Raw genomic sequence first — 16381 nt, 5'->3', positions numbered from 1 at the left:
GAAGGCCGCCGCCGGTTCCGACAGGCCCATCGCGTCGGGGCCGTCGCGCAGATCTTCCGTCGGCGCGCGGCTGCGGATCAGGCTGCGGATCCGCGCCTGCAACAGCGCATCGTCCACCGGGTGGTTCAGCACGTCATCCAGCCCGGCACGCAGCGCCATCAGCCGCGCCGCCCGGTCATTCTGCGGCGCGAGGGCGATGATCGGGATCCGCGCGGTATCGGGGGCATTTCCAAGCACCGCGCGCGCCGCCAGCGCGCCGCCATCGGGCAGCGTCATGGCGCAAAGGATCAGGTCGGGCTGGCTGCGCCGCACCAGCGGCACCAGCCCGGCCATATCCTCGGACTGGATCACCTGATAATAGGCCGCCGACAGCTGGACCTTCAGCATGATCCGGCTGGTGGCGATGGCGTCCAGAACCAGAACCGTTCCGTTCACGGCGATGCCTTTCGATAACGGCTAAAATTTGTCTGGAAGTCTCGCCCACAGACGTTAACAAAGTATTTCCAGCGCCGCGAAAGGACCCCGGATGCCCCCCTCTACCGACGCCGCCGAAACCCTGGCGCTGCAGGCGCTGGCCTGGCTTGTCGCCAATGACGAGCTGTTGCCGGTGTTCCTGGGCGCAACTGGCGCATCGGAGCAGGATCTGCGCGGTTCGGCCAGCGATCCGGTGTTCCTGGGCTCGGTGCTCGACTTCCTGCTGATGGACGATGCCTGGATCGTCGCCTTCTGCGACAGCGTCGGGCTGGGCTATGACCGGGTGGCGCCGGCGCGCGCTGCCTTGCCCGGCGGCGCCGGACCGCATTGGACCTAGGCCGATGCGGGTCGATGCAATCCTGTTCGACAAGGACGGCACGCTGTTCGATTTCGGCGCCACCTGGGAGGGCTGGGCCGAATCTTTCCTGCTGCGCGCCACCGGCGGCGACCGTCCGCGCGCGGCGCGGATCGGCCAACACATCGGCTTTGACCTGCAGGCGCGCCGCTTCGAGCCCGGCAGCATCGTGATCGCCGGCACCCCGGACGAGGTGACCGAACGGCTCCTGCCGCATTTCCCCGATCGCGGGTTTGACGACATCCTGCGGATGCTGAACGAAGAGGCCGAAAACGCGCCCCAGGCCGAGGCGGTGCCGCTGCTGCCGCTGCTGGGCCGCCTGCGCGATCTCGGCCTGCGCTTGGGCGTGGCCACCAATGATGCCGAAGCACCGGCGCTGGTGCATCTGGAGGCGGCCGGCGTGCGGGGGTATTTCGATTTCATCGCCGGTTGCGACAGTGGCCATGGCGCCAAGCCGCAGCCGGGGCAGCTGCTGGCCTTTGCCGAGCGTATCGGCCTGGCGCCCGACCGCATCGTCATGGTGGGCGACAGCACCCATGACCTGATCGCCGGGCGCAGCGCCGGGATGCAGACGGTGGCGGTGCTGACCGGGCTGGCCGAGGCGGCGGTGCTGGCGCCCTATGCCGATGCGGTGCTGCCCGATATCGGCCATCTGCCGGCCTGGCTGGCGGGCTGAGGCCGCGGCGCCCCCGCCGCGGCGCCGAATCCGGGGCCAGGCAGGTGAATCCGACACATTCGGTCGCATTCAGGACGGCAGCCGCCGCGCCCCTGGGGCTTGCTGAAAACAGCAGGTCAGGAGAGCGATATGGCGGATGCACTGGCAAAACGGCGGCGCGGCGGCGGCCGGGCCGGAAACGCGGCACGGCGCGGCCATGCGGTGATCGAACAGATGCCCTGGCGGCTGCCGGTCAACCTGGACCGGCCCACCGAGCCGCTGGACGAAGCGGGCATCGCCGCGCTGCATGACGGCGCCATGCGCATCCTGGAAGAGATCGGCGTTGCCTTCCTGAACCCCGAGGCGCTGGAGATCTTCCGCGCGGCCGGCTGCCGGGTCGAGGGCGAACTGGTGCGCATGGACCGGGATTTCGTGATGGAGATGGTGGGCAAGGCGCCGTCCTCCTTCACGCTGACCCCGCGCAATCCCGACCGCAAGCTGGTGATCGGCGAGAATTATATCCTGTTCGGCAATGTCTCGTCGCCGCCCAACTACTGGGACATGGAGATTGGCCGCAAGGTGCCCGGCACCCGCGAGCAATGCGCCAACCTGCTGAAGCTGACGCAATATTTCAACTGCATCCATTTTGCCGGTGGCTACCCGGTCGAGCCGGTGGACCTCCATGCCAGCATCCGTCATCTCGACGTGCTGTTCGACAAGCTCACCCTGACCGACAAGGTGATGCACGCCTATTCGCTGGGCCCCGAGCGGGTCGAGGACGTGATGGAAATGGTGCGCATCGCCGGCGGCCTCAGCCACGAGGAATTCGAGGCGACGCCGCGGATGTATACCAACATCAACTCGACCTCGCCGCTGAAACACGACCATCCGATGATCGACGGCTGCCTGCGGCTGATCCGGCGCGGCCAGGCGGTGATCGTGTCGCCCTTCACCCTGGCGGGCGCGATGGCGCCGGTGACCATGGCCGGCGCGGTGGCGCAGTCGCTGGCCGAGGCGCTCTGTGCCATCGCGCTGTTCCAATATGTGCGCCCCGGCTGCCCCTGCGCCATCGGCACCTTCACCTCGAATGTCGATATGAAATCCGGCGCCCCCGCCTTCGGCACCCCGGAATATATGCGGGCGACGCAGATGACCGGGCAGATGGCGCGGTTCTACGGCCTGCCGCTGCGCTCCTCCGGGGTCTGCGCCGCCAATGTGCCGGACGGGCAGGCGATGTGGGAGACCTCGAACAGCCTGTGGGCGGCGGTGCAATCGGGCACCAATATGGTCTATCACGCCGCCGGCTGGCTGGAGGGCGGGCTGATCGCCAGCCCGGAGAAATTCATCATGGATTGCGAGCTGCTGCAGCAGATCCAGCGCTATCTGGAGCCGGCCACCTTTGCCACCGGCCCCGACGAGATCGCGCTGGAAGCGATCCGCGAGGTCGGCCAGTCCGGCCATTTCTTCGGCATCCAGCACACCCAGGACCGCTATACCACCGCCTTCTACCAGCCGTTCCTGAGCGACTGGAAGAATTTCGAGGCCTGGCAGGCCGATGGCGCGGTCTGGACCCCGGAGCGTGCGCATCGGATGTTCAAGGAGATCATCGCCAGCTTCGAGCCGCCAGCGATGGACCCGGCGATCCGCGAGGAACTGACCGCCTTTGTCGACCGCCGCAAGGCCGAGGGTGGCGCGCCGACCGATTTCTGAGGCTCGCAGGGAGAGCGATCACTCTTGGTCCGTCCGTTGTTGGAATTTGCCGCTCCCCCGCCGCCATATCGTCGGTGGGGGCGGTGGTGGTGCAGATCAGGATCCTGTGTCCGGGCGGCAAACTTGCCATCGCATGATTCCTCTACTCCGAACTCACCGTGGCGGCGTGGCTGCGGCGACTGACCGGTGGCGCCGCTCCGCCGGCTGCCCTGTTAAGGCCGCGGCATGGGGCGGCGGGCCAAGCCCCGGCCCCGCCGGTGCCAGCGCGGTGCCGGACCCTTGCGTGCCAGCGGTGATCAAACCCGGTGCGCCGAGCGAACGGGGCCGCGGTGCGGATCGCCGCAGCGCGCAACTGGGCAGGGAAGCCATCCGGCAGGTCAATAACCTCTTGCAGCATCGCCCGCGCGCTCGGGCCGGGGCGACCCGGGTGCCCCCCGTTTCGCCCGCCTCAGTCCACCGCGGTGTGATCGCTGCGCTGCGTGTGTGGCGCTGTCTGGCGGAATTCGAACGCGCCGCTGTCTTCGAAACGTTGCAGCCAATGGCGCAGCTCGTCGCTGGCGGCGGGGGTGTCCGCCGCCAGCCGTAGCGCGCGGGCAAGGCTGCTGCGCACCACATCGGTTTGCAGCGCCCGCAGCAGCGCGCCTTCCACCGCGGTTTCCAGCTCTGCAGCTGTCGGAAACCCCCGGGCGGCGCGGGCCATGACCTGGCGAAACACCTGTTCCAGCTGGGCGCGCGAGATGTCCCGCTTGCTGATATAATCGTCACAGCCCCGCTTCAGCGCGGTGACCGCGATGTCGATCCGGTCATTGCCGGAAATCATGATCTTGGCGGTAGCCCGATGTCGGCTGTCGGCCTGCAGGATGTCCAGCGCCGCCAGCCCGTCCCCCTCGCTGAGGCGATAATCGATCAGCACCAGGTCATAGGTGTTGGTGTCCAGCTTTTCGGCCAGCGAGGTCAAGGTCGGCGCCTCGTCGATCACCACCGGCAGGTCGGCAAATTGCGCCATCCGCCGGATGCGCGCCCGGTCAAAGGCGCTGTCATCCAGCAGCAAGGCCTGGATCGGCGTGGCCGCAGGCCCGCCATCGGTTCGCGTGAAATCCATGTTCTGTCCCCCGGAAACTCCAACCGTTCCCAGGATACCGTCCGGGTTCTGCCGCCGGGTTAACGCAACCCCGCCAGGCGCGGCGGGGCGAGCAAAAAGAGCCGGGGATTTGAGCCAATCTTTTCCCGCGGCCCGGCCAAGCCTCAATGCAGGGGCGGCCGGTTCAGCGGAAACCGCAACACCAGGTGGCAGCCGCGCTGATCCGGCTGGTCCGGCCATTCGATCCGGCCGCCATACAGGCTGGTGATCTTGCGCACATTGGCCAGCCCCATGCCGCTGCCTTCGATCTCGTCGCGGGGCCGCAGCGTGGTCATGACGCCGAAGACCCGGTCACGGTATTCGCGCGGGATACCCGGCCCGTCATCGGCCACCGACAGCACCTGCCAGGGGCCCTCGTTGCGGGTGGCGATCCGGATGGTGCCGCGGTCGCGGTCATGATGCTTGACCGAATTCGACACCAGCGAGGATAGCAGCGTGATCACGTCGGTCTCGCCCATGCGGATCGAGGGCGCGCGGATGTCGCGCAGGATCCGAAAGCCCGGCGGAATGCGCAGCTGGCCCAGGATCGCGTCGATCACCATCTGCCATTCCACCGTCTTGTCCTGCTGCAACCGGCCGATCCGCGAATAGATCAGCAGATCGATCAGCATTCGGTCCAGCCGCCGGGTATGGGTGTTCATCAGGGCGATGTTTTCCGCCAGCGACCCCGAGACCGGATTGCCGCCGGTCAGCAGATCCTCCTCGATCCATTGCGGCAGTTCCAGCAGGGCGCGCACGGAATTGCGCACATCGTGGCTGACCAGATAGATAAAATCCTCGAACTCGCGGGATGCGGTTTCAGCCGGAAACAGGCCGCCGCCCGCAGCTGCGGCTTCGCTCTTCTGCGGATCCATTCACCACCTCGCAACCGTGACATGGCGGCCAGCCTAGCGGCCAAGATCCTAAGAAATCCTGAACGCGCGGCAACCGCGCCGCGGAATGGCGTTTACCAGCGGGTAACGCCTTCGTGTGATGATCAGCTTGCCGCGAGGTGCAAGGCAAGGGATGCGGGATGGATATGCAGCAGGCCGTGGATGATCTGGAAAAACTGGCGTTCAATCTGCATCGGACGGCGCCGGGTGTGAAGATGCTGGTGCTGGATGACAGCGTGTTCGACCGGCGCCGCATCCGCCGGCTCAGCCATGACACCCGGCTGGGAATAATATTGGACGAGGTTGCCTCGATCGAGGCCTTGGGGCCGGTGTTGGACCAGGACAAGTTCGACGTGATCCTCGTCGATTACAACCTGCCGGCCGGCGATGGCGTCGACGCGGTGCGGATGATCCGCCAGCACGTTCTGAACCGCGACTGCCCCACCATCATGGTCACCGGCGACGACACCTCCGAAGTGGCGGTGAAATCGCTGAAATCGGGCTGTGCGGATTACATCGCCAAGGACCGGCTGACGGTGGAAACCCTGCGCAACAGCATCGTTGGCGTGATCGAGCCCGCGATGGCGGCGCGCGGGACATTTCTGAGCCAGGCCGAGATCGAGCGCCTGACGGCCGAGATCATGGCCAAATACACCCATGCGCTGCAACCCAAGCTGGCGCGGCTGATCCGCGACATGCGGATGTTGAAAGCCGCGTTGCCCGATCCCGGCGCCAACCTGCCCGAGGATCTGGAGCGGATCGAGCGGCAATGTATCCAGCTCTGGACGGTCCTGCTCGATCCCCGCACGGTTTCCGGCAGCCGGGAGTTCCGGCATTAACCCCGCGGCGGAGAGATCGATGACAGATCAACAGCAGCGCAACGGATTCGATCACGGCGGTGCCGACCGCCGGCAACAGGCGCGCCGACATTCCGATTCCGGCCATACGATGCGCGAGCTGGACACCGCACTCAAGGTCTGCCCGATGCCGCTGCTGCTGGTCGATCCAACGGGTCGGATCCTGATGGCCAATGCGCCACTGGAGGCACTGTTCGACTACGCCCCCGGCACCCTGAGCGGCGCCCCGGTCGAATGTCTGGTGCCGGAAGAACTGCGCAGCCGCCATCCCGGCCTGCGCACGGCCTACCTCCGGCAACCGGTCAAGCAGGTGATCGGCCGCCGGCGCGACCTGAACGGGGTCAGCCGCACGGGCCGGACCATCCCGCTGGAACTCGGGCTCGACCCGGTACAGATCAACGGAGTCACGCACGTGCTGGTCGCCGCGCTGGACATTTCCGAACGCAAGGCGATGGAGGTCGAGCGCGAGCAGAAAAATCGTGAGCTGGAGGCGCTGAACACCGAACTGTCCAGCTTTGCCAACAGCGCCAGCCACGACCTGAAGGCGCCGCTCTCCTCGATCACCGGTCTGCTCAGCATCTGCATCGAGGATCTGGATGGCGCTGATGCCGGCGAGGTGCGCCACAATCTGCACCGCGCGCTGGAGATCAGCCGCCGCAGCGCGGCCAAGGTCGAAAACGTGCTGGCCATCGCGCGGGCCGGGCGCCAGTTCATCCCGGCCGAGGCCTTCCCGATCGGCGCCGAAATCGCCGCGATCTGGCGCGACCTGACCTCGGCGATGACCGCGCCGCCGGAACTGACGCTCGACCTGCATCACGGCGACCCGGTGCGGACCGAGCGCCCCACCTTCAACATGATCATGGACAATTTGCTGTCCAATGCCATCCGCTATGCCGATGCGGTCAAAAGCCGGCATCGCATCCGCATCGCCAGCACGCGCAAGGGCGGCACCCTGTGGATCAGCGTGGCGGATAATGGCCTGGGCATCGCCAAAGAACATTTGCCGCGGGTCTTCAACATGTTCGAACGGCTCGACGACCGCAGCGGCGATGGCATGGGCCTGTCGCTGGTGCGCAAACAGATCGAACGGCTGGGTGGCCGGATCTCGGCCGAAAGCCGCGAGGGCGCCGGGACCGAGTTCACCTTTTCGCTGCCGCTGGCGCAGGAGACAACGTGATGGCCATCCCGGTGATCGTGATCGATGACGAACAGGTCGACCGCTATACCGTCAAGCGTCGGCTGGCCCGGCACGGCGGCTTTGACGAGGTGCTGGAGGCCAGATCGGGCGATGCCTTTCTGATCGATTATTGCGACCGGATCCCGCCGATTGAATTCGACAGCGCACCGGTGCTGATCCTGATCGACATCAACATGCCGGGGCGCAACGGTTTTGAAACCGTCGAGGAGTTGCAGCGCCGCCAGGACGAGGGGCGCGCACCGCCCAGCGTCGTGGTGATGATGTTCACCTCGTCCAGCAATCCCAATGACAAGCAGCGCGCCAAGGCGCTGCCGCTGGTCAACGGCTATATCGAGAAACCAATCGATGCCGCCGGCGTCGAACAGGTCTTCGACCTCTACCGCAGCCACGTCACCGGCAAAGCCGCCTGACCTGGCGGCGGCGCATCCCTGTCCCGGCCCTGCGCCGGGACTCCCCGGCGCCGCTCAGGCCCCCTGCGGAAAATCGCCCCTTGTCACAGCCCGCCCATTGCCCGGATCTGGGCGACAATCTCGTCCAGCCCTTCACGACTGCGCAGCGCCGCAAAGTGGTAGGGCCGCGCGCCGCGCATCTTGCGGCTATCGCGGTCCATCACCTCCAGCGAGGCGCCGACAAACGGTGCCAGGTCGGTCTTGTTGATCACCAGGATATCGGATTTGGTGATTGCCGGGCCGCCCTTGCGGGGGATCTCTTCGCCCGCCGCCACGTCGATCACGTAAATCGTCAGATCCGCCAGTTCCGGGGAAAAGGTGGCCGACAGGTTGTCGCCGCCGGATTCGATGATCACCACGTCCAGATCCGGGTGCCGTTCGCGCATCCGCGACACCGCCGCCAGGTTGATCGAGGCATCCTCGCGGATCGCGGTATGCGGGCAGCCGCCGGTTTCCACCCCGATGATCCGGTCGCCGGGCAACACCTGCAGGCGCAGCAGCGCCTCGGCATCCTCCTGCGTGTAAATGTCGTTGGTGATCACTCCCAGCGAAAATTCATCGCGCATCGCGCCGCACAGCGCGGCGGTCAGCGTGGTTTTGCCGGCGCCCACCGGGCCGCCGATGCCGATGCGCAGCGGGCCATTTGCCGAAGTCATGAGCGGAACATCCTCGAATATTGGGTTTCATGTTGCATCGACGCGATATCGGCCAGGAAGGCGCAGTTGCCGATGGCGTCTAGCGGCTGCTCCAGGGCGCTGTGACTGAGCGTCTCGCACAGCGGCGCCAGCGCGCGGATGATCGCCTGCCCCTCGGTCTGGCCCAGGGGCACCAGCCGGATCGCCGCCGAGGTCAGGTTGGAGACCAGCGCGTGCAGATACATCTGCGCCACTGGCGCCAGGGGCAAGTCGCAGGCGCGGGCCGCGGCACCGATGGCAACCGGATAACACAGCGGCGGCAGATCGGTGTCCCAGACCTGGTTGATCGTGCGGACAAAGGACCGGCCCTGTTCTTCCGTTTCGGTCAGCCGCTCGGCCGAGGCGGCCAGCGCCTGTGCCTCGGCATCGACCTCCTGCAGGGCCGCCGCGCTGTCGGCGCGAAAGGCGGCGGCCATCAGGATCAGGTCGCTGCGCCCGGCCCCGTGATGCAGCACGGTGTCGATCCAGCCGCGAAAGGTCGCGGCCTCGGTCACCGCGCCACTTTGCACCATGGCTTCCAGCCCGTGGCTGAAGCTGAAGGCGCCAATGGGAAAGGCGGGTGAGAACCATTGCGCCAGGGTCAGCAAGCTGGGTGCGGGCAGCTCAGTGGTCATGGGAATGGGTCCGCCCGTGGCCATAGGCGCCACCTTCGGGGGTGAAGGGTTCGACCACGTCGCGCAGGGTGGCCCCCAGCCGGGTCAGCATGTCGGCCATCACATGATTGCGCTGAATCAGCAGCCGCCCGGCTTCGATCTGGCAGGGGGTGTGGCGGTTGCCGACATGCCAAGCCAGGCGCACCAGGTCAGGCCCGGTGATCTCGGTCAACTGCTCCTCGGCAGCGATCACCTCGATCAGCCGCCCGTCGGTCAGCTCCAGCGCATCGCCGTGGTCGAGCGATTCGGTATGGTCGAGATCGACGAGAAAGCGCAGGTCGTCGAGGGTGGAGAGCACCTTGCGCCGCAGGAAACGGTCGTCATAGGTCAGGCGGCAGCGCAGCGGGCTGCCGGTCCAGTGGCCCTTGCGGTGCAGGGTCTGCGCAACGGGAAGGTCAGGCATATCGGGCCCCGCCATTTGGTTCGGTCCCGATGATTAGCCCCGTAGAGGGGGCCGGGCAACGCCCCGGACGGGGCGTTGCCAGGAAGATATCAGCCCCAGAGGGGCCAAACTGCGGCGGCGCAGAGGCGCGGCTTAGCAGTAAAACAGGTCGCGGAACACATAGCGCGGAATTTCGTCGCGCTTGATGCCCAGCTTGGCCAGTTCGGCGTCCGACTTGGCGTTCAGCCGTTCGATTTGTGCGGTCCGGCTGCGGGCCTCGACATAGGCGGCGAACCCTTGGGCCAGCGCGGTCCAGATGCGTTCGAAAGTGGTGCGAATGCCTGTATTCGGTTTTGCAGTTGCAAGTGCGGTCATTGGAAACCTCGTGTTTGCACGTTCTAGGTTTCCTCCCCTGCCACCCTAGATAGGGGAACGCGGGGCAAAGCACCAATGCAATTGCAGCATTCTTGTTATGCACCTGCAGCAATTCGGGGGGTGTCGTTTGTTTCAAAACAGGAAATACCGTTGCGCCATCGGCAGAACCTCGGCCGGTTCGCAGGTCAGCAGCTCGCCATCGGCGCGCACCTCGTAGGTTTCCGGGTTCACCTCGATCTCTGGCAGCGCGTCATTCAGGGCCAGATCCTTCTTGCCGATATTGCGGGTGTTGCGCACCGCGACGGTCTCTTTCGCCAGTCCCAGCGTCTTGCCGATGCCGGCATCCTGGGCCGCCGCTGACACGAAGGTCACCGAAGACTGTTCGCGTGATCGGCCATAGGCGCCGAACATCGGCCGGGTATAGACCGGCTGCGGTGTCGGGATCGAGGCATTGGGGTCGCCCATCTGGGCGCAGACGATGGTGCCCGACATCAGCACCATTTCCGGCTTCACCCCGAAAAAGGCCGGGTTCCACAGCACCAGGTCGGCGCGTTTGCCTTCCTCGATCGAACCGATCTCATGCGCGAGGCCATGCGCGATGGACGGGTTGATGGTATATTTCGCGATATAGCGGCGGACGCGGAAATTGTCGTTGTCGCCGCTTTCCTCGGCCAGCCGCCCGCGCTGTTTCTTCATCTTGTCGGCGGTCTGCCAGGTGCGGATCAGCACCTCGCCGATGCGGCCCATCGCCTGGCTGTCGCTGGCGATGATCGAAAACGCGCCCATATCGTGCAGGATATCTTCGGCGGCGATGGTCTCGCGCCGGATGCGGCTTTCGGCAAAGGCGACATCCTCGGGGATCGACTTGTCCAGGTGATGGCAGACCATCAGCATGTCCAGATGTTCTTCCAGCGTGTTCTTGGTGAAGGGCCGGGTCGGGTTGGTGGACGAGGGCAGCACGAACGACTCGCCGCAGATGCGGATGATGTCGGGCGCGTGGCCGCCGCCGGCGCCCTCGGTGTGGAAGGCATGGATGGTGCGGCCCTTCATCGCCTTCACCGTGTTCTCGACAAAGCCGGATTCGTTCAGCGTGTCGGTGTGGATCATCACCTGCACGTCCAGCGCGTCGGCCACCGACAGGCAGCAATCGATGGCGCCGGGCGTGGTGCCCCAATCCTCGTGCAGCTTCAGCGCGCAGGCCCCGCCCAGCACCATTTCCTCCAGCGCCGCGGGCAGCGACGCGTTGCCCTTGCCCGACAGGCCGATATTGATCGGGAAGGCATCGAAACTTTGCAGCATCCGCCCGATATGCCAGGGGCCGGGGGTGCAGGTGGTGGCCAGGGTGCCATGCGCCGGGCCGGTGCCGCCGCCCAGCAGCGTGGTGACGCCGGAATAGAGGGCATCGTCGATCTGCTGCGGGCAGATAAAGTGGATATGGCTGTCAAAGCCGCCGGCCGTCAGGATCTTGCCCTCGCCGGCAATCGCTTCGGTGCCGGGGCCGATGATGATGTCGACGCCGGGCTGGGTGTCGGGGTTGCCGGCCTTGCCGATCTTGGCGATGCGGCCGTCCTTCAGGCCCACATCGGCCTTGTAGATGCCGGTATGGTCGACAATCAGCGCATTGGTGATCACCGTGTCCACCGCGCCCTCGGCGCGGGTGACCTGCGATTGCCCCATACCGTCGCGGATCACCTTGCCGCCGCCGAATTTCACCTCTTCCCCGTAGGTGGTCAGGTCGCGTTCGACCTCGATGACCAGGTCGGTATCGGCCAGGCGCAGCTTGTCGCCGGTGGTGGGGCCGAACATCGCGGCATAATCGGAACGGGAAATGGTGGCGGGCATGGTCGGTCCTCGAGTCTAATGTCCTGGAATACGCGGGCCGCGTCGGGTCAGCCGGCGGGAATTCTGGCGGGTGCGGCGGCGGATCGGGCGCAGCGTCGCCTGCGCGATCTGGCCGGGCGTCTGACCCTGTAATCCGGCCAGGCTGGCGGCGATCATCGCCTCGGTGATGGCGGGCAGCTTTTCGGCCAGCATGCGCTGGTTCTCCGATTTCGCGACCGACCACAGCCCCGCCATGCCCAGCATGCGCAGGGTGATCACGGTCTGCGCTTCCGACCACATGGTGATCATGTCGCTCCAGCCTTGGATCAGGTCATATTGCGGCTGCAGCGCCTCGCTGAACTTGGGCGGTTTCATGAACATGTCTTTGTACCGTTGCTGAACTGTACTCATACCAAAACCCCTTGTGGGTGCGGGTCGCGCGGCCGCATATCTGCTGGCCTGGCCGATCCTGCCGGGCCGTGCGTGGCGATTATTCTGTTGGCGGGACATTCTCGGGGTCAGTCGGGACCCGTCGAGGGTTCAGAGATCGCCCATCACCTGCTGGTTGAAGCCGAAGATGCGACGGTCTCCGCTGATTGGAATCAGCTGCACGTCGCGCCGCTGACCTGGTTCGAACCGCACCGCCGTACCCGCCGCGATGTCGAGCCGCATCCCGCGGGCCGCGGCGCGGTCGAAGTCCAGCGCCGCATTGGCCTCGCCGAAATGATAATGCGAGCCCACCTGCACCGGGCGGTCGCCGGTATTGGCGACCTGCAGGGTGATTGCCGCGCGCCCTTCGTTCAGGGTGATTTCGCCCGGCGCCGCAAACAGCTCGCCAGGGATCACTTGCGCACCATGATCAGGGCCACCACCGCGACCAGGCCCAGCGCCAGCGCGATCATCAGGGCGTTGTCCGCGCCATGCGGATGCAGGTGGGTGCCGGAATGGGCCAGGGCGGGGCTGGCGGTCAGGGCAAGCGCGGGGGCGAGCATACGGTTCATGGATATCTCCTTGTTGAGCTGAGGTGGGGGGAATCCGAGGTTATCGGATCGGATTGTGCACGGTCACCAGCTTGGTGCCGTCGGGAAAGGTGGCTTCGACCTGGACGTCGTGGATCATCTCGGGCACGCCTTCCATGCATTGGCCGCGGGTGATCACCTGTGCCCCCGCTTCCATCAAATCGGCGACGCTGCGCCCGTCGCGGGCACCTTCGACCACCGCGTCGGTGATCAGCGCGATCGCCTCGGGATGGTTCAGCTTGACGCCGCGTTCCAGCCGCTTGCGGGCCACCACGGCGGCCATCGCGACCAGCAGCTTGTCTTTTTCTCTGGGGGTCAATTGCATGTCAGAGCGTCCATGTTTTGGGGAGGGGCGCACGCCGGATTGCGTCGATCATCGGGATCAGGCTGCGGCGCAGCAGGTAACTGTCAGGGGCCAAGAGCCGGGCGAACAAAACGCCGGGCCGGATCAGGCTGGCGCCGCCGCATTCAGGCAGTATCTGGCGCAGCGGGTCAAGATGGCGTTCGGCATCGGCGCCGACATAGACCAGGCTGGCCATGGCGCGGTGGCCCGCCGCCACCGCCGGCAGGTCAAGCTGCTCAGAGATTGCGCCCTCCATCCGGGTGGCATCGGCAAAGACCAGCTGCCCGTCGCGGCGGATCTCGATCCGGTCGCGGAACAGGCCGTGGGTCACCGCTTCGCCCATCGCCATCCGGCCGAACACCACCGGCTCGACCAGCAGCAGGGAGGCATCGGGCGCCAGCTCGGCCTGCAGCCGGCGGCGCAGCGCGCAATTGTCGAACAGAATGGTTTCCTGCGGCAGCCAGTGCAGGCTTGCGCCCGGCTCGGCCACCAGCTGGGTCGTGACTTTGCCAACCTCGCCGGGCTGCGCGCGATAGATGCGCTCGGCCGCCTGGGTGGTCAGCGTCAGGTGGCTCCCGGCCTCGGCCCGCGCGCTCAGGGTGAACCGGTCGCCGCCGGTCACGCCGCCCGCGGTGTTCAGCAGAACCGCGGTCAACGCCGACTCGGATGTGCGTGGCAGCAGGATCTTGGACGCGCCCGATTGGTACAGCCCGCTCAGCACCGTGCGCGTCTCCGCCAGCCGGGCGGACACGCGGGCCTGGCCCTTGGCCCGGGGCTGCCTTTGGACGGTTTCGGCCGGGATCAGAGGCGTCGTGACAGTGATGATGCTCTCCCCCGATGAGCGTTTTGCTTAAAGCTTTTGCTTAAAGAAGAGGCATGCCGTCAAGAAGCGCGAAACGCACGTGAGAATCGGTGAATTCCGCCGGATCACCGCGTGCGCCGCCCAATAAATAGGCAAACGAAGCGCTATCGCCCAACAATTGGGCGTTTCCGCTCGGTCGAGCGCAAAAACCAGTCATCTCGGTTGCCGCAACGGGATGTGGTCGCATTGCTTGTCCTGCCTGACACCGCGTCAATCTCGCGGAGAAATATGAAAGGTGCGTGACGCCCGGCTGAACGCGTGTTCGGACGGGGTGCCGCGCGGGTGCAACAAAAACGCTGCGGGGGATAGGATGGCTGCGCTGCCTTGTTCAGGACAAGGCCGTGCCTCCGGAATTCCGCAAGGAGGAAGTTAATGAAATTGATCAAATCTGCTGTGGCCGGGACCCTGGCCCTGGGGATGAGTGCGCTGCCGGCTCTGGCGCAGGACGACACCATCAAGGTGGGCGTGCTGCATTCGCTGTCCGGGACCATGGCAATTTCCGAGACCACGCTGAAAGACACCGTGCTGATGCTCATCGAAGAGCAGAACAAGAAGGGTGGCGTGCTGGGCAAGCAGCTCGAAGCGGTGGTGGTCGACCCGGCATCGGACTGGCCGCTGTTCGCTGAAAAGGCCCGCGAATTGCTGACCGTGGAAGGCGTCGACGTGATGTTCGGCTGCTGGACCTCGGTGTCGCGGAAATCGGTTCTGCCGGTGATCGAGGAACTGAACGGCCTGCTGTTCTATCCCGTCCAATACGAGGGCGAGGAAAGCTCGAAAAACGTGTTCTACACCGGCGCCGCGCCCAACCAGCAGGCGATTCCGGCGGTCGACTATTTCCTCGAAGAACTGGGCGTCGAGAAATTCGCGCTGCTGGGCACCGACTATGTCTATCCCCGCACCACGAACAACATCCTGGAAAGCTATCTGCAGGAACAGGGCATCGCGGCCGACGACATCTTTGTCAACTACACCCCGTTTGGCCATTCCGACTGGTCGAAAATCGTCTCTGACGTCGTGGCGCTGGGCGCCGACGGCAAAAAGGTCGGCGTGATTTCCACCATCAACGGCGATGCCAACATCGGCTTTTACAAGGAACTTGCCGCAGCCGGCATCTCGGCCGACGACATCCCGGTTGTCGCCTTCTCGGTCGGGGAAGAGGAACTGTCGGGTCTCGATACGTCGGACCTGGTCGGCCACCTGGCCGCCTGGAACTATTTCCAGTCCGCCGAAAGCGATGAGAACGACGCCTTCATCGAAACGTGGAAAGCCTTTATCGGCGATGACAGCCGCGTGACCAACGACCCGATGGAAGCCACCTATATCGGCTTCAACATGTGGGTGCAGGCGGTCGAGCAGGCCGGCACCACCGATGTCGACCCGGTGATCGAGGCAGTGGTCGGCCAGACCGTGCCGAACCTGACCGGCGGAACCGCCGAGATGCTGCCGAACCACCACCTGACCAAGCCGGTGCTGATCGGCGAGATCATGGCAGACGGCCAGTTCGACATCATCTCGCAGACCGAGCCGGTGCCGGGCGACGCCTGGACCGATTACCTGCCGGAATCCGCTGTGCTGGAAGCCGACTGGATCGATCTGGAATGCGGCATGTACAATACCGAAACCCAAACCTGCGTGCAGCTTCAGTCCAACTACTGATCTAAATCCGGCGAGAGGGGGCCGCGGCCCCCTCTCCCTTGCAGGGGCAGACCTATATGTGGCGGTTTCTCGCGGTCCTGACCGCATTCCTTACCTTTTCGCAAGCGCTGATGGCGCAGGATGCGCCGATACAGGCGCTGCTGCAGACGCATCGCGAGATCATCGAAGACAGTTCGCGCCGTACCATCGGCCCGGCCATCGACGCGCTGGCCAACAGCGACCTGCCGGCGGCGCAGACCGTGCTGGAAAAATGGCAGAACCGCGAGATGTGGCAGCGCAACGCCGACGGCCTGTTTTTCTGGGCCGAGGAGGTCGACCGCGACACGCTGCGCATCCACGATTTCGACAGCGGCGAGGCGCTGGGCGACTTTCCCGAAGACGATTTCAATCAGCTTCGGCCCAATAGCGGGATCCGCGGCCTGATGGCCGCCGCGCTGGTGCAGTTCCAGCTGTCCGATCCCGACCCGGCGATCCGGCGCGATGCGCTGGTCACCATCCAGCGCAGCGCCGATGCTTCGCATCTGGCACCGCTGCGCGCCTCGATCGAGGACGAGGCCGACCCGGAGATCCGGGCCAGCAAGGAAAAGCTGGAGCGCCTGCTGACAATTTCCTTCGGCGAGGACGAGGCGGCGCGGCTGGACGCGATCAACGATATTTCCGGCGATATCGCGCTGGACGTGCGCGCCACCCTGAACCCGCTGGTGCAGACCCGGCGCAAGGTGGTCGCGGGCGCGATCCCGGCCTCGGAAAACGTCGCGCGCGAATTGCAGCCCGGCAGCGAGGCGCTGCCGCGCGAAGACGCCTATGCCATGCTGGTCGAGGCCGATCTCGCCCCGCCGCGGGTCAGCCGCGCCGCGCTGCTGG

At 65.7% G+C, this 16381-nt stretch carries 20 protein-coding genes and 1 pseudogene; 8 read left to right on the top strand and 13 right to left on the bottom strand.

Annotated elements, in window-relative coordinates; genetic code table 11:
* A partial coding sequence (locus CVM52_RS16935) for a response regulator (RefSeq protein ID WP_133119874.1) occupies positions 1-435 on the bottom strand: 435 nt, incomplete at its 3' end.
* 91 nt (positions 436-526) lie between these two features.
* Here CVM52_RS16935 and CVM52_RS16930 point away from each other — a divergent pair.
* The 3 genes from CVM52_RS16930 (at position 527) to CVM52_RS16920 (ending at position 3194) form a co-directional block, all read left to right on the top strand.
* On the top strand, positions 527-811 hold the full coding sequence (locus CVM52_RS16930) for a DUF3572 domain-containing protein (RefSeq protein ID WP_100163645.1): 285 nt from the start codon (positions 527-529) through the stop codon (positions 809-811).
* Positions 812-815: 4 nt separating this feature from the next.
* On the top strand, positions 816-1505 hold the full coding sequence (locus CVM52_RS16925) for an HAD family hydrolase (protein WP_100163644.1): 690 nt from the start codon (positions 816-818) through the stop codon (positions 1503-1505).
* A gap of 129 nt (positions 1506-1634) precedes the next feature.
* Positions 1635-3194 carry a trimethylamine methyltransferase family protein gene (locus tag CVM52_RS16920; RefSeq protein ID WP_100163643.1) on the top strand — a complete coding sequence of 520 codons (1560 nt, stop codon included), beginning with the start codon at positions 1635-1637 and terminating at the stop codon, positions 3192-3194.
* A 448-nt stretch (positions 3195-3642) separates the two neighbouring features.
* Here the strand turns inward: CVM52_RS16920 and CVM52_RS16915 are convergent, their stop codons facing one another.
* Together CVM52_RS16915 and CVM52_RS16910 are read right to left on the bottom strand one after the other, a co-directional pair.
* Positions 3643-4296 carry a response regulator gene (locus CVM52_RS16915; protein ID WP_172721022.1) on the bottom strand — a complete coding sequence of 218 codons (654 nt, stop codon included), beginning with the start codon at positions 4294-4296 and terminating at the stop codon, positions 3643-3645.
* Positions 4297-4439: 143 nt separating this feature from the next.
* Positions 4440-5189: a sensor histidine kinase gene (locus tag CVM52_RS16910; RefSeq protein ID WP_100163642.1), complete on the bottom strand. Its 750-nt coding sequence runs from the start codon at positions 5187-5189 to the stop codon at positions 4440-4442.
* A gap of 158 nt (positions 5190-5347) precedes the next feature.
* Between CVM52_RS16910 and CVM52_RS16905 the strand changes: the two genes are divergently transcribed.
* The 3 genes from CVM52_RS16905 to CVM52_RS16895 are packed head-to-tail and all read left to right on the top strand — an operon-like array spanning position 5348 to position 7672.
* Positions 5348-6046 carry a response regulator gene (locus tag CVM52_RS16905; protein ID WP_100163641.1) on the top strand — a complete coding sequence of 233 codons (699 nt, stop codon included), beginning with the start codon at positions 5348-5350 and terminating at the stop codon, positions 6044-6046.
* A gap of 19 nt (positions 6047-6065) precedes the next feature.
* On the top strand, positions 6066-7241 hold the full coding sequence (locus CVM52_RS16900; protein ID WP_100163640.1) for a sensor histidine kinase: 1176 nt from the start codon (positions 6066-6068) through the stop codon (positions 7239-7241).
* The gene (locus tag CVM52_RS16895) at positions 7241-7672 is read left to right on the top strand and encodes a response regulator (RefSeq protein ID WP_100163639.1); all 432 of its coding nucleotides are present in this window, start codon (positions 7241-7243) and stop codon (positions 7670-7672) included. The genes CVM52_RS16900 and CVM52_RS16895 overlap by 1 nt, the downstream gene beginning before the upstream one ends.
* A gap of 83 nt (positions 7673-7755) precedes the next feature.
* Here CVM52_RS16895 and ureG read toward each other — a convergent pair whose 3' ends face one another.
* From ureG to CVM52_RS16845, 10 genes are all read right to left on the bottom strand, one after another.
* The gene (gene ureG, locus CVM52_RS16890; protein ID WP_100163638.1) at positions 7756-8367 is read right to left on the bottom strand and encodes an urease accessory protein UreG; all 612 of its coding nucleotides are present in this window, start codon (positions 8365-8367) and stop codon (positions 7756-7758) included.
* The gene (locus tag CVM52_RS16885) at positions 8364-9020 is read right to left on the bottom strand and encodes an urease accessory protein UreF (RefSeq protein WP_205964978.1); all 657 of its coding nucleotides are present in this window, start codon (positions 9018-9020) and stop codon (positions 8364-8366) included. The genes ureG and CVM52_RS16885 overlap by 4 nt, the downstream gene beginning before the upstream one ends.
* Positions 9010-9462 carry an urease accessory protein UreE gene (locus CVM52_RS16880; protein ID WP_100163648.1) on the bottom strand — a complete coding sequence of 151 codons (453 nt, stop codon included), beginning with the start codon at positions 9460-9462 and terminating at the stop codon, positions 9010-9012. The genes CVM52_RS16885 and CVM52_RS16880 overlap by 11 nt, the downstream gene beginning before the upstream one ends.
* Positions 9463-9594: 132 nt before the next feature.
* On the bottom strand, positions 9595-9816 hold the full coding sequence (locus CVM52_RS16875) for a hypothetical protein (RefSeq protein ID WP_100163637.1): 222 nt from the start codon (positions 9814-9816) through the stop codon (positions 9595-9597).
* Between the two features lie 132 nt (positions 9817-9948).
* Entirely contained in the window at positions 9949-11658 is a 1710-nt protein-coding gene (gene ureC, locus CVM52_RS16870; RefSeq protein WP_100163636.1) for an urease subunit alpha, read from the bottom strand.
* A 15-nt stretch (positions 11659-11673) separates the two neighbouring features.
* Complete coding sequence (locus CVM52_RS16865) at positions 11674-12048, bottom strand: antibiotic ABC transporter (protein WP_240620988.1); 375 nt, start codon at positions 12046-12048, stop codon at positions 11674-11676.
* 129 nt (positions 12049-12177) lie between these two features.
* The gene (locus CVM52_RS16860) at positions 12178-12483 is read right to left on the bottom strand and encodes an urease subunit beta (RefSeq protein WP_100163635.1); all 306 of its coding nucleotides are present in this window, start codon (positions 12481-12483) and stop codon (positions 12178-12180) included.
* On the bottom strand, positions 12480-12638 hold the full coding sequence (locus CVM52_RS16855) for a peptidase M23 (RefSeq protein ID WP_100163634.1): 159 nt from the start codon (positions 12636-12638) through the stop codon (positions 12480-12482). The genes CVM52_RS16860 and CVM52_RS16855 overlap by 4 nt, the downstream gene beginning before the upstream one ends.
* A gap of 40 nt (positions 12639-12678) precedes the next feature.
* Positions 12679-12981, bottom strand: coding sequence for an urease subunit gamma (locus tag CVM52_RS16850; RefSeq protein WP_100163633.1), 303 nt, complete (start codon positions 12979-12981; stop codon positions 12679-12681).
* A gap of 1 nt (position 12982) precedes the next feature.
* On the bottom strand, positions 12983-13801 hold the full coding sequence (locus CVM52_RS16845; RefSeq protein WP_503128396.1) for an urease accessory protein UreD: 819 nt from the start codon (positions 13799-13801) through the stop codon (positions 12983-12985).
* A 432-nt stretch (positions 13802-14233) separates the two neighbouring features.
* On the opposite strand from CVM52_RS16845, the gene urtA reads away from it, so the two are divergent.
* The gene (gene urtA / locus CVM52_RS16840; RefSeq protein WP_100163632.1) at positions 14234-15517 is read left to right on the top strand and encodes an urea ABC transporter substrate-binding protein; all 1284 of its coding nucleotides are present in this window, start codon (positions 14234-14236) and stop codon (positions 15515-15517) included.
* 56 nt (positions 15518-15573) lie between these two features.
* Positions 15574-16381: pseudogene (locus tag CVM52_RS16835) on the top strand (urea ABC transporter permease subunit UrtB); the annotation flags it as partial.

The sequence above is a fragment of the Pseudooceanicola lipolyticus genome (assembly GCF_002786325.1).
Classification (GTDB): domain Bacteria; phylum Pseudomonadota; class Alphaproteobacteria; order Rhodobacterales; family Rhodobacteraceae; genus Pseudooceanicola_C; species Pseudooceanicola_C lipolyticus.
Note: the sequence above shows the minus strand (reverse complement) of the source record. Positions and strands in the feature narration are given on the sequence as shown.

Excerpts from the sequence above, each read along its gene's own strand:
- CVM52_RS16930 (WP_100163645.1), top strand. The coding sequence starts at position 527 with ATGCCCCCCTCTACCGACGCCGCCGAAACCCTGGCGCTGCAGGCGCTG.
- CVM52_RS16925 (WP_100163644.1), top strand. The coding sequence starts at position 816 with ATGCGGGTCGATGCAATCCTGTTCGACAAGGACGGCACGCTGTTCGAT.
- CVM52_RS16920 (WP_100163643.1), top strand. The coding sequence starts at position 1,635 with ATGGCGGATGCACTGGCAAAACGGCGGCGCGGCGGCGGCCGGGCCGGA.
- CVM52_RS16915 (WP_172721022.1), bottom strand. The coding sequence starts at position 4,296 with ATGGATTTCACGCGAACCGATGGCGGGCCTGCGGCCACGCCGATCCAG.
- CVM52_RS16910 (WP_100163642.1), bottom strand. The coding sequence starts at position 5,189 with ATGGATCCGCAGAAGAGCGAAGCCGCAGCTGCGGGCGGCGGCCTGTTT.
- CVM52_RS16905 (WP_100163641.1), top strand. The coding sequence starts at position 5,348 with ATGGATATGCAGCAGGCCGTGGATGATCTGGAAAAACTGGCGTTCAAT.
- CVM52_RS16900 (WP_100163640.1), top strand. The coding sequence starts at position 6,066 with ATGACAGATCAACAGCAGCGCAACGGATTCGATCACGGCGGTGCCGAC.
- CVM52_RS16895 (WP_100163639.1), top strand. The coding sequence starts at position 7,241 with ATGGCCATCCCGGTGATCGTGATCGATGACGAACAGGTCGACCGCTAT.
- ureG (WP_100163638.1), bottom strand. The coding sequence starts at position 8,367 with ATGACTTCGGCAAATGGCCCGCTGCGCATCGGCATCGGCGGCCCGGTG.
- CVM52_RS16885 (WP_205964978.1), bottom strand. The coding sequence starts at position 9,020 with ATGACCACTGAGCTGCCCGCACCCAGCTTGCTGACCCTGGCGCAATGG.
- CVM52_RS16880 (WP_100163648.1), bottom strand. The coding sequence starts at position 9,462 with ATGCCTGACCTTCCCGTTGCGCAGACCCTGCACCGCAAGGGCCACTGG.
- CVM52_RS16875 (WP_100163637.1), bottom strand. The coding sequence starts at position 9,816 with ATGACCGCACTTGCAACTGCAAAACCGAATACAGGCATTCGCACCACT.
- ureC (WP_100163636.1), bottom strand. The coding sequence starts at position 11,658 with ATGCCCGCCACCATTTCCCGTTCCGATTATGCCGCGATGTTCGGCCCC.
- CVM52_RS16865 (WP_240620988.1), bottom strand. The coding sequence starts at position 12,048 with ATGAGTACAGTTCAGCAACGGTACAAAGACATGTTCATGAAACCGCCC.
- CVM52_RS16855 (WP_100163634.1), bottom strand. The coding sequence starts at position 12,638 with ATGAACCGTATGCTCGCCCCCGCGCTTGCCCTGACCGCCAGCCCCGCC.
- CVM52_RS16850 (WP_100163633.1), bottom strand. The coding sequence starts at position 12,981 with ATGCAATTGACCCCCAGAGAAAAAGACAAGCTGCTGGTCGCGATGGCC.
- urtA (WP_100163632.1), top strand. The coding sequence starts at position 14,234 with ATGAAATTGATCAAATCTGCTGTGGCCGGGACCCTGGCCCTGGGGATG.